Consider the following 25936-nt stretch of genomic DNA (forward strand, 5'->3'; position numbering starts at 1 on the left):
GCCAAATCTCAGACACAAAAAAGGGCGACCGAAGTCGCCCTTTTTCATGATCAAACAGAACTCAGTTCTGTTTGGCCATTGCTTGACGCAGCAGTGCCGCCATGGTGGTGTCGGCTGCTTCGCCTTCCGGAGCTGCTTTCAGGCTCTGGATGGCTTCTTTCTCTTCAGCATCGTCTTTCGACTTGATCGAGAGCTGGATTACGCGGCTCTTGCGATCAACGCTGATGATCTTGGCTTCAACTTCCTGGCCTTCTTTCAGAACGTTGCGCGCGTCTTCAACGCGGTCACGGCTGATTTCGGAGGCTTTCAGGGTAGCTTCGATGTCGTCGGCCAGAACGATGATGGCGCCTTTGGCGTCAACTTCTTTCACGGTACCGGTCACGATAGCGCCCTTGTCGTTGACCGAGACGTACTCGGAGAACGGATCGCTTTCCAGTTGCTTGATGCCCAGGGAGATGCGCTCGCGCTCTGGGTCAACCGACAGGATGACAGTGTCCAGCTCGTCGCCCTTCTTGAAACGACGTACGGCTTCTTCGCCCACTTCGTTCCAGGAGATGTCGGACAGGTGAACCAGACCGTCGATGCCGCCGTCCAGACCAATGAAGATACCGAAATCGGTGATCGACTTGATGGTGCCGGAGATCTTGTCGCCCTTGTTGAACTGGCCAGAGAAGTCTTCCCATGGGTTCGACTTGCACTGCTTGATGCCCAGGGAGATACGACGACGCTCTTCGTCGATGTCCAGAACCATGACTTCCACTTCGTCGCCGACTTGTACGACTTTCGAAGGGTGGATGTTCTTGTTGGTCCAGTCCATTTCCGAAACGTGTACCAGACCTTCAACGCCTTCTTCCAGCTCAGCGAAGCAGCCGTAGTCGGTCAGGTTGGTAACACGAGCGGTTACGCGAGTGCCTTCTGGGTAGCGGGCTTTGATAGCGACCCATGGATCTTCGCCCAGCTGCTTCAGGCCCAGGGAAACACGGTTGCGTTCGCGATCGTATTTCAGAACCTTGACGTCGATTTCGTCACCAACGTTAACGATCTCGGAAGGATGCTTGATGCGCTTCCAGGCCATGTCGGTGATGTGCAGCAGGCCGTCCACGCCACCCAGATCGACGAATGCGCCGTAATCGGTGAGGTTCTTGACGATACCTTTGACTTGCTGGCCTTCCTGCAGGGATTCCAGCAGAGCTTCACGCTCGGCGGAGTTCTCGGCTTCGAGGACGCTGCGACGGGAAACGACAACGTTGTTGCGCTTCTGGTCCAGCTTGATGACCTTGAATTCCAGCTCTTTGCCTTCCAGGTGCGTGGTGTCGCGCACTGGACGGACGTCAACCAGGGAACCTGGCAGGAACGCACGGATGCCGTTAACGTCGACAGTGAAGCCGCCTTTAACCTTACCGTTGATAACGCCCTTGACCACTTCCTCGGCTGCGAAGGCTGCTTCCAGAACGATCCAGCATTCAGCGCGCTTGGCTTTTTCACGGGACAGCTTGGTTTCGCCAAAGCCGTCTTCAACCGAATCCAGAGCAACGTGAACTTCATCACCAACGTTGATGTTCAGTTCGCCAGCATCGTTGTAGAACTGCTCAAGCGGGATGAGTGCTTCAGACTTCAGACCAGCGTGAACGGTTACCCAGCGAGCCTGGTAATCGATATCAACGATAACACCGGTGATGATGGAGCCTGCCTGAAGGTTCAGGGTTTTCAGGCTTTCTTCAAAGAGTTCCGCAAAGCTTTCGCTCATTTTAATTCCTGTAGATGAGGGCGAAGTAAACGCCCATCTCCACACCCCAGACGGTGTGGGTTAGTTTCATTTAAAAGAAGCACCGCAGGACTATGACTGGTCCCCTGCGACCCTCTTGGTCACCCGGCGATATCGCGAATGGCGATCTCGCTCATGATGCGTTCAAGCACCTGATCGATGGAAAGCTCCGTGGAATCCAGCTGTATCGCGTCGGCCGCCGGCTTGAGCGGGGCTACTGCGCGCTGGGTGTCACGCTCATCGCGTGCACGGATCTCATCTAGCAGACTCGACAGACTAACACCCTCGACTTTGCCCTTCAACTGCAAATATCGACGGCGCGCCCGCTCCTCGGCACTGGCGGTGAGGAAAATCTTCAGCGGTGCATCCGGAAAAACCACCGTACCCATGTCGCGCCCGTCGGCGACCAGGCCCGGCGCTTCCTGGAATGCACGCTGGCGCTGCAGCAGTGCCTCGCGCACGGCAGGCAGCGCAGCCACTTGCGAAGCGCCGGAACCAACGCTCTCGGTGCGGATGACATCGCTGACTTCGTCGCCTTCCAGAATGATCCGCTGCAACTGACCTTCGGTCGCCGCAATGAACTGAACATCCAGATGAGCGGCAAGCTTCTTCAGCAGTTCTTCATTGGTCAGGTCGACACCATGGTTGTGCGCCGCGAACGCCAGCAGGCGATAAAGCGCACCGGAATCCAGCAGATTCCAGCCCAGACGTTTGGCCAGAATCCCGGCAACCGTGCCTTTGCCAGAGCCGCTTGGCCCGTCGATGGTGATGACCGGTGCAATGTTTTTCACGACTGAGCCTCTTGTGCCACACGAATACCGACCTGCCCGCACAGCGCGAGGAAGTTGGGGAACGAGGTTGCGACGTTGGCGCAATCGTGAATGCGGATCGGTGCAGTCGCGCGCAACGAGGCAACACTGAAGGCCATCGCGATACGGTGGTCGCCATGACCATGCACTTCACCGCCGCCGATCTGGCCGCCGTCGATGATGATGCCGTCCGGGGTCGGCTCGCACTTGACGCCCAGCGCCAGCAAACCGTCCGCCATGACCTGAATGCGATCCGATTCCTTGACCCGCAGTTCTTCGGCACCGGTCAGCACGGTGCGGCCTTCAGCACATGCAGCCGCGACGAACAGGACCGGGAATTCGTCGATCGCCAGCGGAACCAGTTCTTCGGGAATTTCGATACCTTTGAGTTTAGCTGCCCGCACGCGCAAGTCAGCCACTGGCTCGCCACCGACTTCGCGCTGGTTTTCCAGAGTGATATCGGCACCCATCAGACGCAGGATGTCGATCACGCCGGTACGGGTCGGATTGATGCCGACGTGCTCGAGCACCAGCTCGGAACCCTCGGCAATCGAAGCCGCGACCAGAAAGAACGCCGACGACGAGATGTCGCCCGGCACTTCGATATGAGTCGCGGTGAGTTTGCCGCCGGATTCGACCGAAGCCGTGGCACCGTCGACGCTGACCGGGTAGCCGAAGCCACGCAGCATGCGCTCGGTGTGGTCACGGGTCGGCGCAGGTTCGGTGACGGTGGTCTTGCCTTCAGCGTAGAGACCGGCAAGCAGCAGGCAGGATTTCACCTGGGCGCTGGCCATCGGCATGGTGTAGGTCAGGCCCTTGAGCTTGTTCCCGCCGCGGATAGTCATCGGCGGACGACCTTCAGCGGCGGTTTCGATCACCGCGCCCATCTCGCGCAATGGATTGGCCACGCGATTCATCGGACGCTTGGACAGCGAAGCGTCGCCGGTCAGGGTGCTGTCAAAGTTCTGCGCCGCCAGCAGGCCGGACAGCAGACGCATCGAGGTGCCGGAGTTGCCCAGATAGATCGGGCCCGGCGCTGGTTTCAGACCGTGCAGGCCGACACCGTGGATGGTCACGCGGCCATGGTGCGGGCCTTCGATGACCACGCCCATGTCGCGAAACGCCTGCAAGGTCGCCAAGGCGTCTTCGCCCTCAAGGAAGCCTTCGACTTCGGTGACGCCTTCGGCCAGCGAGCCGAGCATGATCGAACGGTGGGAAATCGATTTGTCACCCGGTACGCGAATCCGACCGGACAGGCGGCCACCAGGTTGAGCCAGGAAGATCAGATCGTTGGAATTCATAGCGTCCACATAGGCCCTGCGGGCCAGGATTTTACTGAAATGCTCGCGGGCAACCCGGGCGCGCGTGAAAACGCCCAACAATTGGTGCCCATCCCCTGCATCGACCGCGTCGCGCAAGGCGTCGAGGTCGCTGCGAAATGTATCGAGTGTGCGCAAAACAGCCTCGCGGTTGGCGAGGAAGATGTCGTGCCACATCACCGGGTCGCTTCCGGCGATTCTTGTGAAATCGCGAAAACCACCGGCAGCGTAACGGAAGATCTCCAGATTTTCATTGCGCTTGGCCAATGAATCGACCAGACCAAAGGCCAGCAGGTGCGGCAGATGACTGGTCGCGGCCAGCACTTCGTCGTGACGTTCGACTTGCATGTGCTCGACGTCGGCGCCCAATTCTCGCCAGAGCCGATCAACCACTGCCAGCGCGACGGGATCGGTCTGCTCAAGCGGCGTAAGGATCACTTTATGCCGACGGAACAGCTCGGCGTTCGAGGCCTCTACCCCGCTCTGCTCGGAACCGGCGATTGGATGCCCTGGCACGAAGCGAGCCGGCAGGCCGCCGAACGCTTCGGTCGCGGCGCGCACCACGTTGCCTTTGGCACTGCCGACATCCGTAAGGATCGCTTGCCCCAGATCCATCACAGCCAAACGCGCGAGCAGTTTTTCCATGGCCAGAATCGGCACCGCCAACTGAATCACATCCGCGCCGACACAGGCCAGCGCCAAGTCATCTTCGCAACGATCAACCACACCCAATTCAACCGCAAGCTTGCGCGATTGCGGGTCGAGATCGACCCCGACCACTTCGCGGCACACGCCACTTTCGCGCAAGCCTTTGGCAAACGAACCACCGATCAAGCCCAGACCGACCACCACCAGGCGACCGATCATAGGTGCAGCAGGTTGCAGTGCAGTGACATCAACCACGAGCCAGAACCTTGCGCAGTGCCTCGAGGAAACGGCTGTTTTCCGCCGGCAGTCCAATGGTCACGCGCAGGTGGTTCGGCATGCCGTAGTTAGCGACCGGGCGCACGATCACGCCTTCGCGCAACAAGCCCTGAAAAACCGGCGCCGCGACCTGGCCGAGATCGACGCAAATGAAGTTGCCCTTGGACTCGATCCAGCCAAGACCCAGCTCACGGAAACCGGCCTGCAACTGCTGCATGCCAGACTCGTTGAGGTGACGGCTCTGCGCCAGATATTCCTCGTCTTTCAACGCCGCGCAAGCCGCCGCAAGGGCCAGACTGTTGACGTTGAACGGCTGGCGAACGCGGTTCAGTACATCAGCGACCACTGGCGTCGACAAGCCATAACCGACACGCAGCGCGGCCAGGCCATAAGCCTTGGAGAACGTTCGCGACACCAGCAGGTTCGGGTAAGCGGCGAGGAAATCCAGACCGTCAGGCAGATCACTGCCTTCGGCGTACTCGATGTAGGCCTCGTCCAGCACCACCAGCACATGCTCGGGAACGTCCTGGAGGAATTCGTCCAGGGCTTCGGCGCCGAACCAGGTGCCGGTCGGGTTGTTGGGATTGGCGATAAACACCACACGGGTATTGGCATCGATGGCCGCCAGCATCGCCGGCAGGTCATGCCCCCAGTTTTTGGCTGGAACCACTTTGGCTTGTGCGCCGACCGCTTGAGTCGCAATCGGATACACCGCGAAGGCGTGCTCGCTGAACACCGCGTTCAGGCCCGGCGCCAGGTAGGCGCGGGCGACCAGCTCAAGAATGTCGTTGGAGCCATTGCCGAGCGTGACCTGATTCAGCTCGACCCGGCACTGCTCGGCCAGCAGCGATTTCAGGGCGAAACCGTTGCCGTCCGGATAACGCGTCAGCTCGGCCAGTTCTTCACGGATCGCCGCCAGCGCTTTCGGGCTGGCGCCCAGCGGGTTTTCGTTGCTCGCCAGTTTGACGATTTTCGCCGGATCCAGGTCCAGCTCACGCGCCAGTTCGTCCACAGGCTTGCCCGGAACGTACGGCGACAGTTGTTGCACGCCCGGCTGTGCCAGAGCGAGGAAGTTGCCACTCATTTGCTAGCCCCTTAGAGAACTGCTTTCGGGTAGGAACCCAGCACTTTGAGTGCTACTGCTTCCTGACTGATCTTTTCCAGCACACCTTTGATCAACGGATCACGGTGATGACCGACAAAGTCGATGAAGAACACATAGGTCCATTTGCCGCTGCGCGACGGCCGGGTCTCGATGCGGGTCAGGTCGATGCCATTGTCGTGGAACGGCACCAGCAGCTCGTGGAGCGCGCCAGGCTTGTTGCTCATCGAGACGATGATCGAAGTCTTGTCGTCGCCGGTCGGCGGCACTTCCTGATTACCGATCATCAGGAAACGCGTCGAGTTATCCGGGCGATCCTCGATTTTCTCGGCCAGACGGGTCAGGCCATACAGGCCCGCCGCCATGTCGCCGGCGATCGCCGCCGAGTTCCACTCGCCTTTCACCCGCTTGGCCGCTTCAGCGTTGCTCGACACCGCGACGCGCTCGACATTCGGATAATGCGCGTCCAGCCACTTGCGGCACTGGGCCAGCGACTGCGCGTGGGAATAGATGCGGCTGATGCTGTCGGTCTTGGTATTTTCCCCAACCAGCAGGTGATGGTGGATACGCAGTTCGACTTCGCCACAGATCACCATGTCGTGCTCGAGGAAGCTGTCGAGGGTGTGGTTGACCGCGCCTTCGGTGGAGTTTTCCACCGGCACCACGCCAAAATTCACCGCACCGGCCGCCACTTCGCGGAACACTTCGTCGATCGCCGCCATCGGCTTGCTGATCACGGCATGACCGAAATGCTTCATCGCCGCCGCTTGGGTGAAAGTGCCCTCAGGGCCGAGATAGGCCACTTTCAGTGGCTGCTCCAGCGCCAGGCACGAGGACATGATTTCGCGGAACAAGCGCGCCATCTCTTCGTTGCCCAGCGGCCCCTGATTGCGCTCCATCACCCGCTTGAGCACCTGAGCTTCGCGCTCGGGACGATAGAACACCGGCACTTCGCCTTCGGCCAGCGAGGCCATCTTTACTCGCGCGACTTCCTGGGCGCAACGCGCACGCTCACTGATCAGCTCCAGGACTTTAGTGTCCAGAGCGTCGATGCGAACGCGCAGTGCCTTGAGTTCTTGCTCGGACATCAGCCGTGTTCCTTCTCGAATTCAGCCATGTACGCCACCAGCGCGTTGACGGCGTTGATGTCGACGGCGTTATAGATAGACGCGCGCATGCCGCCCACGGAGCGGTGGCCCTTGAGGTTGAGCAAGCCGCGCGCGTCGGCACCGGCGAGGAACGGCTTGTCCAGACGATCATCAGCCAGACGGAACGGTACGTTCATCCACGAGCGATCCGACTTGTTGATCGGGTTGCTGTAGAGGCCGCTGGCGTCGATGAAGTCGTACAGCGTGCGCTGCTTGACGTCGTTGAGCCTGGCGATCGCTTCGACGCCGCCCTGCTCTTTCAGCCACTGGAACACCAGACCGGACAGGTACCAGGCCAGTGTTGGCGGAGTGTTGTACATCGAGCCGTTATCCGCCGCGACCTTGTAGTCGAGCATGGTCGGGCACAGCGCGCGGGCGTTGCCAAGCAGGTCTTCGCGGATGATGTTGACGACGATGCCGCTCGGGCCGATGTTCTTCTGCGCGCCGGCGTAGATCATGCCGAAACGCGAGATATCGACCGGACGCGAGAGGATGTCCGAAGACATGTCGGCCACCAGCGGAACGTCACCGGTTTGCGGAATCCACTGGAATTCCAGACCGCCGATGGTTTCGTTTGGCGCGTAGTGAACGTAAGCGGCGTCTTTCGACAGGTTCCACTCGTTCTGGCCCGGAATGGCGAAATAGTCGTAAGGCTTGGCGGTCGCGGCGACATTGACGTGGCCGTAGCGCGAGGCTTCTTCAATGGCTTTCTGCGACCAGATACCCGTGTCGATATAGTCGGCCGAGCCGCCCTCCGGCAACAGGTTCAGGGGAATCTGCGCAAACTGTTGGCTGGCGCCACCCTGCAGAAACAGCACTTTGTAGTTCGACGGGATATTCAGCAGGTCACGCAGATCCTGCTCGGCCTGGGTCGCGATGGACACGAACTCATCGCTGCGATGGCTCATTTCCATGACCGACAGACCCTTGCCGTGCCAATCAAGGAGTTCACCCTGGGCGCGCTGCAGGACAGCTTCAGGCAACGCCGCAGGACCGGCGCAGAAGTTATAGGCTCGCTTGCTCACATCCAATCTCGCTCTGATTTGATATCACGCATTAAATCGTATCGACCGTCGACACTGGAACGGCGATGAAACGCTTTCCAGTGTAGGAGTGAGCCTGCTCGCGATAGCGGTGTGTCATATAAACATGCGTTGACTGACACACTGCTATCGCGAGCAGGCTCACTCCTACAAGGGAATCTCCGTGCCTGACGATATTTCATACCGGACAAATAACAAGGGGGCGAATTCTCATCCGCCCCCCTTGTTTGTCCGCTTATTCTTGCGGTTCTTCGTCAGCTGCGGCGTCGAGTTGCTGGTCTTCGCCAGCATCGTTGTTCACGACACTGCCATCGAATTCCTCACCCTCTTCACCTTCGTACTCTTCACCTTCGACTTCCGAAGGTTCCTGAACCCGCTCCAGACCGACCAGGGTTTCATCCTTGGCCAGCTTGATCAGCGTGACACCTTGAGTGTTACGACCCAGGCTCGACACTTCGTCGACGCGGGTGCGAACCAAGGTGCCCTGATCGGAGATCAGCATGATCTCTTCGCCGTCCTGCACCTGAACCGCGCCAACCAGACGGCCGTTACGCTCGTTGCTGACCATGGCGATCACGCCCTGACCGCCACGCTTGTATTCAGGGAACTCGGTGATCGCGGTGCGCTTGCCATAACCGCGCTCGGAAGCGGTGAGGATCTGGCTGCCTTCTTCCGGGATCAGCATGGAGATCAGCTTCTGTCCTTCTGGCAGACGCATGCCGCGTACGCCACGAGCGGTACGGCCCATGGCGCGCACTTCGGATTCCTTGAAGCGTGTGACTTTGCCGCCGTCGGAGAACAGCATGATTTCCTGCTCGCCATCGGTGATCGCGGCGGAAATCAGAATGTCGCCTTCGTCCAGCTCCAGCGCGATCAGGCCGACGCTGCGCTGACGACTGAAGGCCACCAGCGGAGTTTTCTTCACGGTACCGTTGGCGGTCGACATGAAGATGAACGGTGCCTTCTTGCGGTCGGCAGCCTTGATCCGGGCGCGACGCTCTTCGTCGGTCTCGTTGCTGTTTTCGATTTCTTCAACGTCAGCCTCGACGCCTTCGGCCTCTTCCTCGTCAGCGCGTTTCTTCATCGCTTCGAGATCGACCGGCAGCATCGTGGTGATGTATTCGCCTTCGCTCAATGGCAGCAGGTTGACCAGCGGACGACCGCGGGCGGCGCGGGACGCTTCCGGAATCTCGTAGGTCTTGAGCCAGTACACCTTGCCCTTGCTGGAGAACAGCAGCAGCGTGGTATGGCTGTTGGCGACCAGCAGGTGAGCGATGTAGTCCTCGTCCTTGACGCCGGTGGCCGACTTGCCTTTACCGCCACGACGCTGTGCCTGGTACGCAGCCAGCGGCTGGGTCTTGGCGTAGCCACCGTGGGAAATGGTCACGACGCGCTCTTCTTCCGGGATCATGTCACCCAGGGTCAGGTCCAGACGGGCATCGAGGATCTCGGTGCGGCGCTGGTCGCCGTATTCGGCGCGGATCACTTCCAGCTCTTCGCGGATCACTTCCATCAGGCGCACGGCGCTGTTGAGGATGCGGATCAGCTCGCCGATCTGGTTGAGAATCTCTTGATACTCGGCCAGCAGCTTCTCGTGCTCAAGACCGGTCAGACGGTGCAGACGCAGCTCGAGAATCGCTTGGGCCTGTTCTGGCGAGAGGAAGTATTTACCTTCGCGCAGACCGTATTGCGGATCGAGGTTTTCCGGACGGCACGAATCGGCACCGGCACGCTCAACCATCGCCACCACGGCCGACGACTCCCAAGGCGTGCTGATCAGCGCTTCCTTGGCTTCCGACGGGGTTGGCGAGGCTTTGATCAGGGCGATCACCGGGTCGATGTTCGACAGGGCAACGGCCTGGCCTTCGAGGATGTGGCCACGCTCGCGCGCCTTGCGCAGTTCGAACACGGTACGGCGGGTGACGACTTCGCGACGGTGACGGACGAAGGCTTCCAGCAGATCCTTGAGGTTGAGGATGCGCGGGCGGCCGTCGATCAGCGCAACGATGTTGATACCGAACACCGATTGCAGCTGGGTCTGGGCGTAGAGGTTGTTGAGGATGACCTCAGGCACTTCGCCGCGACGCAGCTCGATCACGACGCGCATACCGTCCTTGTCGGACTCGTCGCGCAGTTCGGTGATGCCTTCGAGCTTTTTCTCTTTGACCAGCTCGGCGATCTTCTCGATCAGACGCGCCTTGTTCAACTGGTAAGGGAGTTCGGTGATAACGATCTGCTGACGGCCACCGACCTTGTCGATGTCTTCGATGATCGAGCGGGCACGCATGTAAATGCGGCCGCGACCGGTGCGGTAGGCTTCGATGATGCCGGCGCGACCGTTGATGATCGCGGCAGTCGGGAAGTCCGGACCGGGGATGTATTGCATCAGCTCATCGACGGTCAGCTCGGGATTGTCGATCAGGGCCAGGCAACCGTCGATGACTTCACCGAGGTTGTGCGGCGGAATGTTGGTCGCCATGCCCACGGCGATACCGCTGGAACCGTTGACCAACAGGTTCGGCACACGGGTCGGCATGACCGCCGGGATCAGTTCGGTGCCGTCGTAGTTCGGCACCCAGTCCACGGTTTCCTTGTGCAGATCAGCCAGCAGCTCGTGCGCCAGTTTGGTCATGCGCACTTCGGTGTATCGCATCGCCGCGGCGTTGTCGCCGTCGACCGAACCGAAGTTGCCCTGGCCGTCGACCAGCAGATAGCGCAGGGAGAATGGCTGGGCCATGCGGACGATGGTGTCGTACACGGCGGTGTCACCGTGCGGGTGATACTTACCGATCACGTCGCCGACGACACGGGCAGATTTCTTGTACGGCTTGTTGAAGTCGTTGCCCAGCTCGCTCATCGCGAACAGTACGCGACGGTGCACGGGCTTGAGGCCATCGCGCGCATCCGGCAGTGCACGGCCGACGATCACGCTCATTGCGTAGTCGAGGTAGGACTGTTTCAGCTCGTCTTCGATATTGACCGGGAGGATTTCTTTGGCCAGTTCGCCCATGAGAAGCCTGATTCCTTTTTCTGGTGAAACTTCGTCATATCCATGTGGGAGCAACGAAGCTCGTCGGGGCCGGCCGAGTGCCATGCGCCGACTTACGACAAATCAACAATCTGGAGAGTGGATTTGCGCAGTAAAGACAGCTCCGTGGAGCTGCCTCGGAAAACGCCGGATGTTATCACAAAGGCCGCCACGCACCTATCCCCCAGATGCGCATGGAGCATAGTTAGTTGACCGGTGACAGGCTTGAGGGGGACGAGAGAGGCTCAGAGCTTCTTTGAATGTGAAATATTGGCTTGGTTTGGGGTTGTTTATTGACTTTTCTGGCCTCATCGCGAGCAGGCTCACGCCTACAGGATTTGCGTTCGACACAAAATTGTAGGAGTGAGCCTGCTCGCGATGGCGTCCCTGCAGACGCCACAGCCCTTCAATGCAAGCGCTTGCGGCACATCAACTGGGCCATTTTCGCCGTGTCGGGGCGCTCGACGATGCCTTTCTCGGTGACGATCGCGTCGATCAGGTCCGCCGGGGTGACATCAAATACCGGGTTGAACGCCTCAACGTCCGCACCGACGCGCTTGCCGCCGACTTCCAGCAACTCGGCACCGTCGCGCTCCTCGATCGGAATGTCGTCGCCGCTGGCCAGGTGCATGTCGATGGTTGAACTCGGCGCCACGACCATGAAGCGCACGCCGTGGTGCATCGCATTGACCGCCAGTTGGTAGGTGCCGATCTTGTTCGCCACATCGCCATTGGCGGTGATGCGGTCAGCCCCGACGATCACCCAGGTCACGCCCTTGGTCTTCATGATGTGCGCGGCGGCGGAGTCGGCGTTCAGCGTCACCGGAATCCCTTCATTGGCCAGTTCCCACGCGGTCAGGCGCGAACCCTGCAGCCATGGACGGGTTTCATCGGCGTAAACACGCTCGACCATGCCTTCGATAAACGCGGCACGAATCACCCCCAACGCCGTACCAAAACCGCCCGTGGCCAGCGCGCCCGTGTTGCAGTGGGTCAGAATCGCCTGGGCATTGCCCTGATGCTTGCGGATCAGATCGACGCCCAGTTGGGCCATGGTCAGGTTGGCTTCGCGATCGCTTTCATGAATGGCGATGGCTTCTGCTTCCAGCGCCACCAGCGGATCGACATTGTCCTTGAGCCGATCGAGGCGGTCGTGCATGCGGTTCAACGCCCAAAACAGATTGACCGCGGTCGGACGCGAATCGGCCAGCAAGGCAAAATCCTCCTCCAGGGCCGCATACCAGTCGCCCCCTTCGGCAATCCGCGCCCGCGCGGCGAGGACGATACCGTAGGCGGCACTGATACCGATGGCCGGTGCGCCACGCACCACCATCGAACGAATCGCCTCGGCCACGCCGGCGGCGCTGGTGTAGGCAATCCAGGTTTCCTCGAACGGCAAAATACGCTGATCCAGCAGGTGCAGCGCGCCATCACGCCAATCGATGGCCTTCACTTTCTCCGCAGCCAACAGTCGATCGCGCATCCCACACCCCGCACTCATGAACAAAAGCCGCCGATTATAGCGATCCCCCCGCGAAGACGCTCGGGTATACTTCGCCATCCTTTACAAAAGCACTGGAACCGACCCTCGATGCCGAAACCTGCCATTGCGCTCGACCTGTTATTGCTGCCGACCTGGCTGGTCCCCGTCGAACCCGCAGGCGTGGTGCTCAAGGCGCACGGCCTGGGCATCCGCGACGGTCGCATCGTGTTTATCGGCCCGCGCGCCGAAGCGCTGAAGTGTAACGCCACGGAAGTCCGCGAATTGCCGGACGTGCTGCTCGCCCCGGGCCTGATCAATGCCCATGGCCACGCGGCGATGACCTTGTTCCGCGGCCTGGCCGATGACTTGCCGCTGATGACCTGGCTGGAAAACCACATCTGGCCGGCCGAAGGCAAATGGGTCGACGAAGACTTCGTCCGCGACGGCACCGACCTGGCGATCGCCGAGCAGATCAAGGGCGGCATCACATGCTTCTCGGACATGTACTTCTTCCCGAAAGTCGCCAGCGAACGCGTGCATAACAGCGGCATTCGCGCACAGATCGCCATTCCCATCCTGGATTTCCCGATCCCGGGCGCCAGCAGCGCCGACGAAGCCATTCGTCAGGGCGTCGAGTTGTTCGGCGACCTCAAGCACCACGAGCGCATCAAGGTCACTTTCGGCCCCCATGCACCCTACACCGTCGGCGACGAGAACCTGGAAAAAATCCGGGTGATCGCCGAGGAACTGGACGCCTCGATTCACATGCACGTGCATGAAACCGCGTTCGAGGTGCAGCAAGCCATCGAGCAGACCGGCGAACGCCCATTGGCGCGCCTCGCTCGCCTGGGCTTGCTCGGGCCGCGCTTCCAGGCGGTGCACATGACCCAGATCAGCGATGACGATCTGGCCTTGCTGGTAGAAAGCAACAGCAGCGTGATCCACTGCCCGGAATCGAACCTCAAGCTGGCGAGCGGCTTCTGCCCGGTCGAGCGTTTGTGGCAGGCTGGGGTCAATGTTGCAGTCGGCACCGATGGCGCGGCGAGCAACAACGATCTCGACCTGCTCGGCGAAACCCGCACCGCCGCCCTGCTGGCCAAAGCCGTCGCGGGTTCAGCCACGGCGCTCGACGCCCATCGCGCACTGCGCATGGCCACGCTCAACGGCGCCCGGGCACTGGGCATCGAAACGCAAGTCGGCACGCTGGAGATCGGCAAAGCCGCCGATATCGTCGCGTTCGACCTGTCCGGCCTGGCGCAGCAACCGGTCTATGACCCGGTGTCGCAGCTTATATATGCCACCGGTCGCGATTGCGTGAAAGACCTTTGGGTCGCTGGCAAACAGTTGCTCGACGACCGGCGTCTGACCCGCATGGACGAACAGCAGCTTGGCGCCACCGCCCGCGCCTGGGGCCAGCGGATCAGCGGCCACACCGAATCGTAAACGCCCCGGCCTACATGCCGCGGCGACAGCCCTTTTGAAGTTTCAGAGGAATACACCATGAGCAACGTCGACCACGCCGAAATCGCCAAATTCGAAGCCCTGGCCCATCGCTGGTGGGACCGCGAAAGCGAATTCAAACCGCTGCACGACATCAACCCGCTGCGGGTCAACTGGATTGACGAGCGGGTCAATCTGGCCGGCAAGAAAGTCCTCGACGTCGGCTGCGGCGGCGGCATCCTCAGCGAAGCCATGGCGCAACGCGGCGCCACCGTGATGGGCATCGACATGGGCGAAGCGCCACTGGCGGTCGCGCAACTGCATCAGCTGGAATCCGGTGTCAGCGTCGAATACCGGCAGATCACCGCCGAAGCCCTGGCCGAAGAAATGCCCGAGCAGTTCGACGTCGTCACCTGCCTGGAGATGCTTGAACACGTGCCGGATCCGTCCTCGGTGATTCGCGCCTGCTTCCGCATGGTCAAGCCGGGCGGCCAGGTGTTTTTCTCGACCATCAACCGCAACCCGAAGGCGTACCTGTTCGCCATCATCGGCGCCGAATACATCATGAAGCTGTTGCCGCGCGGCACCCACGACTTCAAGAAATTCATCCGCCCGTCCGAGCTCGGTGCCTGGAGCCGCATGGCCGGCCTGACCGTCAAAGACATCATCGGCCTGACCTACAACCCGCTGACCAAGCACTACAAGTTGGGCAACGACGTTGACGTCAACTACATGATCCAGACCCTGCGCGAGGAATAAGCCGATGGCGATCAGAGCGGTACTTTTCGACATGGACGGCACCCTGCTCGACACGGCGCCGGACTTCATCGCCATCTGTCAGGCGATGCGCGCGGATCGCGGCCTGCCGCCGATCGATGACAAGCACATCCGCGACGAGATTTCCGGCGGCGCCAAAGCCATGGTCGCGGTGACCTTTTCCATGGACCCGGAGTCGCCGGGTTTCGAGGAGCTGCGTCAGGAGTTTCTCGAGCGCTATCTGGTCGGCTGCGCGGTGCACAGCAAACTGTTCGACGGCATGGCCGAGCTGCTGGCCGACATCGAGAGCGCCAACCTGATCTGGGGCGTGGTCACCAACAAACCGGTGCGCTTCGCCGAGCCGATCATGCAACGGCTGGGGCTGGCCGAGCGCTCGGCGTTATTGATTTGCCCCGACCACGTGAAGAACAGCAAGCCGGATCCGGAGCCGCTGATCCTCGCGTGCAAGATGCTTGATCTGGATCCGTCGACCGTGCTGTTTATCGGCGATGATCTGCGTGATATCGAGTCGGGCCGCGACGCCGGGACCAAAACCGCGGCGGTGACCTATGGCTACATTCACCCGGACGACAACCCGCGGCATTGGGGCGCGGACGTGGTGGTGGATCATCCGCTGGAGTTGCGCAAAGTGCTCGACAGCGCGCTCTGCAGCTGCTGACCTGACTGTTGCAGGATGCCCTTGTGGCGAGGGGATTTATCCCCGCTGGGCTGCGAAGCGGCCCCCGCTTTCATCCGCATGATATGACAGGCAGGTTTTGCGACGGCTTCGCCGCTGAAGGGGGATAAATCCCCTCACTACAGGTGAAGCAGGTCTTCACGAAATGGATTGTGAGGTTTTTATGTTTGATTATTCCGCTCGTCCCGAATTGCTCAAGGATCGGGTCATTCTGGTCACCGGCGCCGGGCGTGGCATCGGTGCGGTCGCGGCGAAAACCTACGCCGCCCACGGCGCGACCGTGTTGCTGCTGGGCAAGACCGAAGCCAATCTGACGCAGGTCTACGATGAGATCGAAGCCGCGGGCCATCCGCAACCGGCGGTGATTCCGTTCAATCTCGAGACCGCCCTGCCCCATCAGTACGATGAGCTGGCGGCGATGATCGAAACCGAGTTCGGCCATCTCGACGGTCTGCTGCACAACGCCTCGATCATTGGTCCGCGCACGCCCATCGAGCAACTGTCCGGCGACAATTTCATGCGCGTCATGCAGGTCAACGTCAACGCCATGTTCATGCTGACCAGCACCTTGCTGCCGTTGCTCAAGCTGTCGCAGGACGCTTCAGTGGTGTTCACTTCAAGCAGCGTCGGACGCAAGGGCCGAGCTTATTGGGGCGCCTACGGCGTGTCGAAGTTTGCCACCGAAGGCTTGATGCAAACCCTGGCCGATGAAGTCGAGGGCGTGGCACCGGTGCGCTCCAACAGCATCAACCCCGGCGGGACTCGCACGAGCATGCGCGCCCAGGCCTATCCGGGGGAAAACCCGCTGAACAACCCGACGCCGGAAGAGATCATGCCGGTGTACCTGTACCTGATGGGGCCTGACAGTACCGGGATAAACGGCCAGGCTTTCAACGCCCAGTAGTGCCACACGTCGCTTTTGTTGCCGCGGCAGATTCCTGTCGCGGCGAACATTTGCCGGATCCGCGCGTCACAAATCAGTCAATTTCCCACCACCTCTCTTGACACTTCGTTGCCAACTAACTGATTCGAAAGGGTTTAAATAAAAGCGAACCGAATGGCACGACTTTCGCTCTAACTTCCTTCAAAGCATGCCGTGTGAAGGCAGTCGGGCAAGGCCGATTTCGATAGCTGACTCATCGTGATCAGGCAGACTAAACTTACGCCAAACGTCCTATGGGACTGATGGATCAGTATGACGCGCAGCCCACAGCCGCTCTCACCCAGCCTGTAAGACAGATCTACTGCTTAGGGGCTCACGCCATATGAAACCACCCTCCCAGACCCATGCAATTGACTTTGACAGTGCCAAATTGCAGCGCCTGGGCTTTGGTCAGTTGCCCCCTCTGCTGGAGCGCCCGGCCAGTCTTGCGCAACTGCGCCAGCAAATGAGCCTGCAGCTGCAAACCAGCCTTGAGCCGCAACGCATCCTTGGCCTGTTTTTCCGCGAAGCCCAACGCCTGGTACCGCTCGATGCCCTGAGTTATGTGCATCAGGCAAGCGACCTGCGCCTTGAGTTCGGCACGCGCGGTCACCACTCGCTCAGCTACAGCCTCAGTCACGAAGGTGAGCAGATGGGCGAACTGGTGTTTCGCCGCAACCAGCGCTTCAACGACAAGGAACAAGGCGACCTCGAATCCCTGCTGTCATCCCTTCTTTATCCGATGCGCAACGCCCTGCTTTATCGCGCCGCCACCCAGAGCGCCCTGCGCGACCCGCTGACCGGTGCCGGTAACCGGATTGCGATGGAGCAGACCTTGCAGCGCGAGATCGATATGTCGCGCCGCCATCAGCAACCGTTGTCGGTGCTGATGCTCGATATCGATCATTTCAAACGGGTCAATGACAGTCACGGCCACAGCGCGGGCGACGATGTGCTCAAGGCGATCGCCGCGACGATCAAGGCGCAACTGCGCAACGTCGACATGGTGTTCCGTTATGGGGGCGAAGAATTTCTGGTCCTGCTGTCGAACACCAGCCGGGAGGCGGCGGCGATGGTCGGCGAGCGTCTGCGCTACGCGACGCAGGCGGCGGAGTACTACGCGGATGGACAATTGATTGAACTGACGGTGAGCCTGGGCTGCTCCACCTTGCTGCCGGGCGAGTCGGCTGACAGCTTGCTGCGTCGCGCCGACAGTGCGCTGTATGTGGCGAAACGCGAGGGGCGTAATCGCCTGGCAATGGCAGGCTAAACCTTTTCGACCACCACACAGCAATTGTGGGAGCGGGCTTGCTCGCGATTCGGCGTATCAGACAATAAATTTATCGACTGACACACCGCTATCGCGAGCAGGCTCACTCCTACATGGTTATCCATCGCTTTGAAGGTCAGCTCTCGACGACAGTTCTGCGCTCCCGATTGACCAGCAGACGCTCAGAGGTTTCGAGCTGCATGCACCGCTCCAGGAACAGGTACATGTAGTCATAGCTCTTGCAAATCGCCTGGCGCAACTCGGTCTGCAAGGCCTTGCTCGGGTTCATCCCGGCCAGGGTGCAGATGATTTCCAGCGCTTCCCACGGATGAGCATCGTCGTACTGGGCGTGCATCTTCAACCACTTCATCGCCCGCTTGCGCTCCTCTTCGGGGAACGCCGCCGCATAGACGCCGCTTGAGCAGACCAGCGCCGACCACTCGCCCGTCGCGCCCTCGATCGCATAGTTGGTCGCCGCGATGGCCACGATCAGCGAGTCGGCAGCGCTGGTGTGCCAGCACCAATGACTCAAGGCGTGCAGCTCCGGCGGCACCTGTTGCGCCTGGAGATCCTCCAGACTCACACCGTGCGCCCGGCTCCAGTTCAGCCAGTAATCGGCGTGATTGAGTTCGACACGAATGTTGCGCATCAGCCAGCGCCGCGCCATGTCTTCGCCCGGATGTCGGGCGAAGCGGGTTTTGGCCAGGTTCTGCGCCATGTACAGCGCAAACTGCTCGACCACCGGCCAGCCCCCGATCAGGTACTGACGCATGGTTTTAGCGCTGAGTTTGTTGTCACGCATGCGCACATAAAGTTCATGTTCGACAACCCGGCGTTTGCTCTCGCTGCAATCCTGGATCAACTGTTGTGCCCAGGCGGGATAACTGGCGGCTTCCATGAGCGGTCCGGCTCGGTTGAATGTGTCGATCACTGTTCGGCTCCTTTTGAGTTGTGATGGCAAGGATCGGCGAGAGACTTCAACGGAACGTACCAGGCGCTTTGAATAACAGCGGCTGCGGCCTGGCGGGGCGACTGCGCAAACTGTCACAGGTAAACAACTGCGGACGCTCGATGACATAACCCTGAGCGTAATCCACACCGATTTCAAGCAACGCCTGTTCGATCTGGACAGTTTCAACAAACTCGGCAATTGTCCGCTTCCCCATGACATGCCCGATGTGATTGATCACTTCGACCATGGCCCGGTTAATCGGGTCGTCCAGCATATCCTTGACGAAACTCCCGTCGATCTTCAGGAAGTCTACAGGCAAATGTTTCAAGTAAGCGAATGAAGACATTCCGGCACAAAAGTCATCCAGCGAGAAGTAACAACCTAAGCCTTTGAGTTCATTAATAAATCTAATTGCACTGCCTAAATTTGAAATAGCACTGGTTTCAGTAATTTCAAAACAAATCATTTCAGGCGGTATAGCGTAGTTAACAAACTGTTCGCGCAGAAAGTGCAAAAAGGCGTCATCTCCTATAGTAATGCCTGACAGATTAATCGCACACATTGCCAACGGTTCTTGATGTTCCTCGGCAATACATTGGGCAATAACCTTAAATACGTTTTGCACCACCCAACGGTCTAACTGGCTCATCAAGCTATAACGCTCGGCGGCGGGAATAAAACTGTCAGGCAAAATCATTCGCCCGGACTCATCATGCAGACGCAAGAGAATTTCAATGTGCCCGCGCTCGCCGTCCTGTTGCTTGAGCGGCGCGATTTCCTGGGCGTACAGACAGAAGCGGTTCTCTTCCAGCGCCATGTGCAGACGCTGCACCCAGGCCATTTCACCAAAGCGCAGCGACAGTTCGGAATCGTCGGCATGATAGACCTGCACGCGGTTGCGGCCTTTTTCCTTGGCCATGTAGCACGCCATATCGGCCGCCCGCAGTGACGTTTCGAGCGTGGTCGGCGCCTGGGTGATGTGCACCAGGCCGATACTGACAGTGGTCAGGAAGGGCCGCCCTTTCCAGACAAAATGCAGATTCTGTACTGTCTGGCGCAGGCTTTCGGCAATTTTTTCCGCAGCGTCCGGTGGACAGTTTTCCAGCAGAATGCCGAACTCATCGCCGCCCAGCCGCGCCAAGGTGTCGCCCTCGCGCAAGCCCGACTGCAACAGCGTACAGATGTGGCGCAACAGCTCATCGCCTGCCGCATGGCCGCAGGTGTCGTTGACCAGCTTGAACTGATCCAGATCGAGGAACATCAACGCGTGCCGCCCCGCCTGGCGCGTAAGGTTGTGCAGCGCCTGCTCCAGGCGATACTCGAATTCCCGGCGGTTGGCCAACCCGGTCAGCGCATCATGCGTGGCTTGCCAGGACAGGTTGGCAATGTACTGCCGCTCCTGGGTCATGTCGTGCAACACCAGCACCGTGCCGCTGACCTTACCGGCATTGCGGATCGGCGCGCCCACCAGCGTAACCGACACAGTGCTGCCATCCAGGCGCTGGATCAGCTTCGAATGTTCGCTGCCGCCGCTGAGCTGACCGCTGAGGATGTGTTCGATCAGCGTCAGGCCTTCGGTCTGGGCGTTGTCATCGAGCAGATTGAACAACGCGGCCAGTGGCAGGCCCGCAGCCTGCTCGGCCTTCCAGTGCGTCATGGCTTCGGCAGCGGGGTTCATGTAATCGATCGCACCGCTGACGTCCGTGGTGATGACGCCATCGCCAATTGATTGCAACGTGATGTGCGCACGGTCCTTTTCCAGTTGCAGTGCCTGGGCAAACGCATGCCGCTGCTTGAGCAGCTTGTGCGTGCGCCACAGCGCCAGCACGATCAGCCCCAGCGCAGTGGCCAGGTTGATGAACAAGAGCAAACGCATGATGACCCGCGACCCTTCGCCCAGGGCATCGCTGAACGCCCTGGCGGCCGGCGTCACCGCGTCGTTGATGGAGAAGATCTGCACTTTCCAGCGCTGAACATCGCCGGAGGTCGCTTCATTGCGGGTGATGCGCTGATGCATTTCCTGCGCAACTTCATGCAATCGGTCGAGATAGGCGTCGCCAACGGTCCAGCGATCGATCGCGGTTTCGAGATAACTGAAATGACGGAAATTGAGGTATAGCCAGATCAGGCTGGAGACATCGTCGGGGTGATTGCCGCCCTTGAGAATGCCCTCGCGCGCGGCCGGCAGGTCCGGCGGCTGGCGGTCGAGCGCCAGACGCAACTGGTGCCCGCCTTGAGGCACGGCAATCGCCGTCAGGTACTTGTGGTAAATCGCCTCGTCCCGGCTATCGGCGTAGAGGTTCAGATAATAGATGGCATCTTTCTGGCCCTTGGACCACAGGCTTTCGCCGGCAACATAGCCGCGAACGGCCGAGAGTACATAAAGACTCACACCGCCCAATAACGCCTGGAACACCACGACAGCAATAAAAGGCCAGACGATACCCAACAACCGTGGCGTTCCCAGAGTCTGCTTTTGCTTCATGAGATTCCTTGCATGAGCACTGCCCGCTCGCCTTCCGGACGAAATCGCTATGACGAGACTAGGTGGGGTTCTCGCGCAAGGCAAGGCGCGGCTTTACACCACGCGTAGAACGTCTGACAGGCCAGCAAGTGTTTCGATCAGTGCTGTTGCAAGTTGCCGTAGAGCTTGGCGTAAAGACCGCCGTCGGCAATCAGTTGGCGATGGTCGCCGTCCTCGGCGATCTGCCCGCCGTCAAACACCAGCACCCGGTCCGCCTGTTTCACCGCCGACAGGCGATGGGCAATGATCAGCGTGGTGCGGCCATTGAGAAACTTCGCCATCGCTTGGTGCAGGTTGTATTCGGTGGCGGCATCAAGAGCCGACGTGGCTTCGTCGAGAATCACCACCCGCGGTTCGGCGAGAATCATCCGCGCAATCGCCAGCCGTTGCCGCTGGCCGCCCGACAAACGCACACCGGAACGCCCGACGATGCTGTCGAGGCCATCGGGCAACGCCCGGATAGTCGCGGCCATTTGCGCAATTTCCAGCGCCTGCCAACAGGCTTCGTCAGTACGGGGCCGGCCCATGGTCAGGTTGGCGCGCACGCTGTCGTTGAACAGCGCCGGATGCTGCAGCACCACCGCGACATTCTCGCGGACCGTCTCCAGGCCGATTTCCTGCTGGGTCGAACCGCCGAAACGGATGCTCCCGGCCAACGGTGTGTACAGCCCCAGGAGCAGTTGCACCAGGGTACTTTTGCCGCCGCCACTGGCGCCAACGATCGCGACTTTTTCACCGGGCGCAATGGACAGGTTCATCTGATCCAGCACCAGTTCGTCGCCATAACCGAAACTCAGGCCCTGCACTTCGATGCCCACGGTGTCGCGTCCCTTGAACGGATCGACACCGCCCGGGTACTGCGGCTCGTCGGCGCGCGCCAGCAGCTCGTTGATCCGCGCCAGCGCCCCGCCCGCCGCGTAATAGGCGTATTGCAGATTGAGCAGTTGTTCCACCGGGCCGATCATGAACCACAGGTAACTGAACACCGCGAGCATCTGCCCGATCGACAGGTCGGAAAACAGCACGGTGAGCATCGCTGCGGCGCGGAAGATGTCGATACCGAACTGGAACAGCAAGCCACTGGCACGATTGGAGGCGTCGGTTTTCCACTGCGAGTTGACCGCGTAGTTGCGCACCTCCTGTGCACGCAATCCGAGCCTGCCGAGGAAATACCCCTGACGGTTGCCGGCACGCACTTCCTGAATCGCATCGAGGGTTTCGCTCAGCGCCTGAGTGAAGCGCGAGGTGCTGTCGTTCTCAAGCTTCTTCAGGTGCTTGACCCGTTTGCCCAACTGCACCGTGGCGTAGATCACCAGCGGATTGAACAGCAGGATCAACAGCGCCAGCTTCCAGTGCATCCACATCAGAATGCTCGCGGTGCCGACCAGGGTCAGCATCGCCACCAGAAAACGACTGAGGGTTTCGCCGACAAACTTGTCCAGGGTATCCAGGTCGGTGACCAGATGCGTGGTCACCGTGCCGCTGCCCAGGCTTTCGTATTCACCGAGGGAGATGCGCTTGAGTCGCTCGATCAGACGCACGCGAATGCGATAGACGATGTCCTTGGCCAACCGCGCGAACAGCCGTGACTGCAACACGCCAAAACACAGGGCGCCGCAACGCAAGGTCAGGGTCACCAGCAGCATCAGGCCGATATAGCCCGCCGCCTGCTGCCACATGCTCGGCAGGAAATGATTCATGACTTTCAACGCAGCATCGCCGTGGCCGAGCAGGACTTCGTCGACCAGCAATGGCAGCAGCAAAGGAATCGGCACGCTGCACAGCGTCGCCAGCACGGCCACGCCGTTGGCGATCCACAGCGATTTTTTGTGATGCAGCGCCAGCCGCCGGACTTCCGCCCAGCTCAGCCGGTCGATACGCGTTACGCCTGGCGTGTCATCGGCCAGATCAGACACAGGCCGCACGCTCCAGCCAGCGGCCGAGCAACGGCGACAGCTCGCTGAGCGGTTGATAGCCGTTGGTCAACAGCGCCAATTGGCCGTTGCGCTCGGCCAGCAGGGTCGGAAACCCGGCGATGCCCAGATCCTGCACCCAGCTGAAATCGGCCTGAGTCGCCTTGTGCTGATCGGCGTGATCAAAATGCTCGGCGAACTCGATGCGCGGCACCCCGGCCTGTTCGGCCAGCTCAACCAGCACGCTGGCCTGGGTGACATCGCGGCCTTCAGCGTAAAACGCCTGCTGGATCAGCCCGACCAGTGTCCATGCACAATCCGGCGCCAGACTGCGCGCGGTGACGATGGCGCGACAGGCCGGCTCAGTGTCGTAGACAAAACCGTCAGGCAACGCGCCATCGAATCTGAACGGCTGGCCGGTGGCCTCGGTGACCGCTTGCCAGTGCTCCAGAATGTAGCGCCGCGTGGTCGGCTCCAGCGCCGAACCACTGCCGGTGCGCAAACCACCGACCACCAGATGCAGCTCGACTCCGCCGGCCTGCGCCTGCTCGACCAGTGCCTTGGCGACCGGAGCGAACCCCCAGCACCAGGAACACATCGGATCCATCACATAGAGCAGGCGCGCGGACATGGTTAAGCCTCGGTGGATGCTTGCTTATAGTTGTAGCCGATCGGGTGCGGCTGGTTGCGCGCCTTGGCCAGTTCGATCTGCTTTTGCCGATCGATGGCGCTGCGCCGGGTTTTCTCGCTGAGCTTGTCCCAGCAATGCGGACAACTGATGCCGGCCACGTAGTGTTCGCAGGCGCGATCTTCCACGCTGACCGGCGTGCGGCAGGCATGACATTGATCGTAGTCGCCTTCCGTCAAGTCGTGGCGCACGGTCACGCGGTTGTCGAAGACGAAGCAGTCGCCGCGCCACTTGGTCTCTTCCTGCGGTACTTCTTCCAGGTACTTCAGGATGCCGCCCTTGAGGTGATAAACCTCTTCGAAACCTTCGCCGAGCATGTAGCTCGAGGCTTTCTCGCAACGAATACCGCCGGTGCAGAACATCGCGACCTTCTTGTGCACGGCCGGGTCGAAATGTTCTTTGATATAGTCGGGAAATTCGCGAAAACTGGTGGTTTTCGGATCGATGGCGCCTTCGAACGTGCCGATCGACACTTCGTAATCGTTGCGCGTGTCGATCAGCAGCACTTCCGGATCGCTGATCAGCGCATTCCAGTCTTGCGGCTCAACGTAGGTGCCGACCTTTTTGTTCGGGTCGACGCCTTCGACGCCCAGGGTGACGATTTCTTTTTTCAGCTTGACCTTGGTGCGATAGAACGGCTGCTCGTCGCAGTACGATTCCTTGTGGTCGATGTCGACCATGCGTGGATCGTTCTTCAGCCAGGCGAGCAGGCCGTCAATGCCTTCGCGGGTGCCGGAGACCGTGCCGTTGATGCCTTCTTCGGCGATCAGCAGAGTGCCTTTGATGCCGTTGTCGACCATCGCTTGCAGCAGTGGCTCGCGCAGGTTGACGTAATCTTCGAGGGTGACGAACTTGTACAGTGCCGCCACGACAATCGGTTGTGTCATGGGTATTTCTCCAGGTGGCTACCCTCGCAAAGGGTGAACCGGATTCAAAAAAAACGCGCCGGCTAAGCGGCGCGTTGCGGATTCTAGCAAAAACACGATCGGTTGAGGATGCACTGATATCTCTGTGGCGAGGGAGCTTGCTCCCGCCTGGCTGCGAAGCAGTCATAAAACCAGCAAACGCACCTCTTCAATCAGCGCACTTTTGCCAGTATGGGAATGCTGGGCACTCCAGCGGGAGCCAGCTCCCTCGCCACAACAGCAGCCCTCGCCGTTCTCAGTGTTTGCTACCGCCGGCACAGGTCGGCGACGCCGGGGCGGCGCCGGTCTCTGCCCATTCCCGCGGGGTGTAGGTGTGCAGCGCCAACGCATGGAACTCGCCCATCAGCTCGCCGAGCGTGCCGTAGACTTTCTGGTGGCGCTTGACCCGGTTCAGGCCTTCGAACTGCGCACTGACCACCACAGCCTTGAAGTGAGTCTGTAACCCGCGGCTGTGCATGTGGCTTTCGTCCAGCACTTGCAGATGCTCAGGCTGAAGCAGGCCCAGCGTCGATTCGATGCGTTGTTGCATGGTCATCACGAACTCCGCTTACTTCTTCTTGGCCGGTGCAGCGGCAGGGGTCAGCTCTTTGGTCATGTCGTCGAGCAGTTTGTTGACGACCGGTACGGCGCTTTCCAGTTTGCCCTGGGTCATCTGCGCCGATTGCTGGGTCAGCTGCGGCATTTTTTCCAGGACTTTCTTGCCCAGTGGCGACTTGTAGAAAGCAACCAGATCCTTGAGCTCGGATTCGCTGAAGTTACTGGTGTAGAGCTTGACCATGTCCGGCTTCAGCTTGTTCCAGCCGATGGCCTGGTCCAGCGCGGCGTTGGCCTTGGCCTGATAGGTTTCCAGTACGGCTTTCTTGGCCTCAGGGGCTTTGGTCTGCTCGAAGCGCTGAGCGAACATTTGCTGCACTTGCATGTACACCGGAGTGCCCAGTTTGTCAGCGTGAGCCAGCGTCAGGAAAGCTTCGGCACTGGCGTTGTGGCTGGCGGTATCGGCAAGCACCTGGCCGCTGGCGCAAACCAGTGCAACCGCGGTACAGATGGCACGAAGACGAGTCATCGAGTTTCCTTTTAAGCAAAGCGAGGTCAAACCCCAAGGGCGACCATTCTGCGCCTAAAAAACGCTATGGCTCAACCCCCGACCCTTGCCGCGCTTGATTGGCCCGGTTTTGCGGTCAACAATCGAGCCGATGGAACCACCCGGGCCGAAGCCGGCCTAAACTG

20 protein-coding genes are annotated in these 25936 nt (G+C 60.2%); 5 read left to right on the forward strand and 15 right to left on the reverse strand.

The features are described from left to right. Nucleotides 1-61: 61 nt before the first annotated feature. The 8 genes from rpsA to mtnA all read right to left on the reverse strand — a co-directional run bounded on the left by rpsA (nt 62) and on the right by mtnA (nt 12621). Nucleotides 62-1747, reverse strand: coding sequence for a 30S ribosomal protein S1 (gene rpsA, locus HU755_RS12895; protein ID WP_016770920.1), 1686 nt, complete (start codon nt 1745-1747; stop codon nt 62-64). A gap of 119 nt (nt 1748-1866) precedes the next feature. Further along, a complete protein-coding gene (gene cmk, locus HU755_RS12900) occupies nt 1867-2556 on the reverse strand; it encodes a (d)CMP kinase (protein WP_064391442.1) in 690 nt (229 codons plus the stop codon). Beyond that, on the reverse strand, nt 2553-4760 hold the full coding sequence (locus HU755_RS12905; RefSeq protein WP_238349992.1) for a bifunctional prephenate dehydrogenase/3-phosphoshikimate 1-carboxyvinyltransferase: 2208 nt from the start codon (nt 4758-4760) through the stop codon (nt 2553-2555). Before HU755_RS12905 ends, cmk begins: the two co-directional genes overlap by 4 nt. A gap of 28 nt (nt 4761-4788) precedes the next feature. Then, complete coding sequence (gene hisC / locus HU755_RS12910) at nt 4789-5901, reverse strand: histidinol-phosphate transaminase (protein WP_186633133.1); 1113 nt, start codon at nt 5899-5901, stop codon at nt 4789-4791. 11 nt (nt 5902-5912) lie between these two features. After that, nucleotides 5913-7007, reverse strand: a complete 1095-nt coding sequence (pheA, locus tag HU755_RS12915) for a prephenate dehydratase (protein WP_016770924.1) — start codon at nt 7005-7007, stop codon at nt 5913-5915. Next, nucleotides 7007-8092, reverse strand: coding sequence for a 3-phosphoserine/phosphohydroxythreonine transaminase (serC, locus tag HU755_RS12920; protein ID WP_186633136.1), 1086 nt, complete (start codon nt 8090-8092; stop codon nt 7007-7009). Before serC ends, pheA begins: the two co-directional genes overlap by 1 nt. A gap of 253 nt (nt 8093-8345) precedes the next feature. Next, nucleotides 8346-11120 (reverse strand): DNA gyrase subunit A, encoded by a 2775-nt coding sequence (gyrA, locus tag HU755_RS12925; protein WP_186633139.1) that lies wholly within the window; start codon nt 11118-11120, stop codon nt 8346-8348. A gap of 424 nt (nt 11121-11544) precedes the next feature. Next, nucleotides 11545-12621, reverse strand: a complete 1077-nt coding sequence (gene mtnA / locus HU755_RS12930) for an S-methyl-5-thioribose-1-phosphate isomerase (RefSeq protein ID WP_186633141.1) — start codon at nt 12619-12621, stop codon at nt 11545-11547. Between the two features lie 108 nt (nt 12622-12729). On the opposite strand from mtnA, the gene HU755_RS12935 reads away from it, so the two are divergent. The 5 genes from HU755_RS12935 to HU755_RS12955 all read left to right on the forward strand — a co-directional run bounded on the left by HU755_RS12935 (nt 12730) and on the right by HU755_RS12955 (nt 17706). Then, nucleotides 12730-14064 carry a TRZ/ATZ family hydrolase gene (locus HU755_RS12935; RefSeq protein ID WP_186633144.1) on the forward strand — a complete coding sequence of 445 codons (1335 nt, stop codon included), beginning with the start codon at nt 12730-12732 and terminating at the stop codon, nt 14062-14064. Between the two features lie 57 nt (nt 14065-14121). Continuing rightward, nucleotides 14122-14820, forward strand: a complete 699-nt coding sequence (gene ubiG, locus HU755_RS12940; RefSeq protein ID WP_186547035.1) for a bifunctional 2-polyprenyl-6-hydroxyphenol methylase/3-demethylubiquinol 3-O-methyltransferase UbiG — start codon at nt 14122-14124, stop codon at nt 14818-14820. Nucleotides 14821-14824: 4 nt separating this feature from the next. Then, nucleotides 14825-15496 carry an N-acetylmuramic acid 6-phosphate phosphatase MupP gene (mupP, locus tag HU755_RS12945; RefSeq protein ID WP_186547034.1) on the forward strand — a complete coding sequence of 224 codons (672 nt, stop codon included), beginning with the start codon at nt 14825-14827 and terminating at the stop codon, nt 15494-15496. Nucleotides 15497-15677: 181 nt separating this feature from the next. Then, complete coding sequence (locus HU755_RS12950; protein WP_186633147.1) at nt 15678-16418, forward strand: YciK family oxidoreductase; 741 nt, start codon at nt 15678-15680, stop codon at nt 16416-16418. Between the two features lie 361 nt (nt 16419-16779). Continuing rightward, nucleotides 16780-17706: a GGDEF domain-containing protein gene (locus HU755_RS12955; RefSeq protein WP_186547032.1), complete on the forward strand. Its 927-nt coding sequence runs from the start codon at nt 16780-16782 to the stop codon at nt 17704-17706. 136 nt (nt 17707-17842) lie between these two features. Here HU755_RS12955 and HU755_RS12960 read toward each other — a convergent pair whose 3' ends face one another. From HU755_RS12960 to HU755_RS12990, 7 genes are all read right to left on the reverse strand, one after another. Further along, complete coding sequence (locus HU755_RS12960) at nt 17843-18637, reverse strand: iron-containing redox enzyme family protein (protein WP_186633150.1); 795 nt, start codon at nt 18635-18637, stop codon at nt 17843-17845. Between the two features lie 46 nt (nt 18638-18683). Next, nucleotides 18684-21143, reverse strand: a complete 2460-nt coding sequence (locus tag HU755_RS12965; RefSeq protein ID WP_186633153.1) for an EAL domain-containing protein — start codon at nt 21141-21143, stop codon at nt 18684-18686. 137 nt (nt 21144-21280) lie between these two features. Continuing rightward, the gene (locus tag HU755_RS12970) at nt 21281-23098 is read right to left on the reverse strand and encodes an ATP-binding cassette domain-containing protein (protein WP_186633156.1); all 1818 of its coding nucleotides are present in this window, start codon (nt 23096-23098) and stop codon (nt 21281-21283) included. After that, the gene (locus tag HU755_RS12975) at nt 23091-23693 is read right to left on the reverse strand and encodes a DsbA family protein (protein ID WP_186633355.1); all 603 of its coding nucleotides are present in this window, start codon (nt 23691-23693) and stop codon (nt 23091-23093) included. The genes HU755_RS12970 and HU755_RS12975 overlap by 8 nt, the downstream gene beginning before the upstream one ends. Before the next feature lie 35 nt (nt 23694-23728). Continuing rightward, nucleotides 23729-24670 (reverse strand): rhodanese-related sulfurtransferase, encoded by a 942-nt coding sequence (locus tag HU755_RS12980; protein ID WP_186633159.1) that lies wholly within the window; start codon nt 24668-24670, stop codon nt 23729-23731. 274 nt (nt 24671-24944) lie between these two features. Beyond that, nucleotides 24945-25244, reverse strand: coding sequence for a BolA family transcriptional regulator (locus HU755_RS12985; RefSeq protein WP_186547027.1), 300 nt, complete (start codon nt 25242-25244; stop codon nt 24945-24947). A gap of 12 nt (nt 25245-25256) precedes the next feature. Beyond that, nucleotides 25257-25772 (reverse strand): DUF2059 domain-containing protein, encoded by a 516-nt coding sequence (locus HU755_RS12990; RefSeq protein WP_186547026.1) that lies wholly within the window; start codon nt 25770-25772, stop codon nt 25257-25259. Nucleotides 25773-25936 lie beyond the last annotated feature (164 nt).

This window comes from Pseudomonas sp. SWRI111 (genome assembly GCF_014268555.1).
Lineage (GTDB): Bacteria > Pseudomonadota > Gammaproteobacteria > Pseudomonadales > Pseudomonadaceae > Aquipseudomonas > Aquipseudomonas hamedanensis.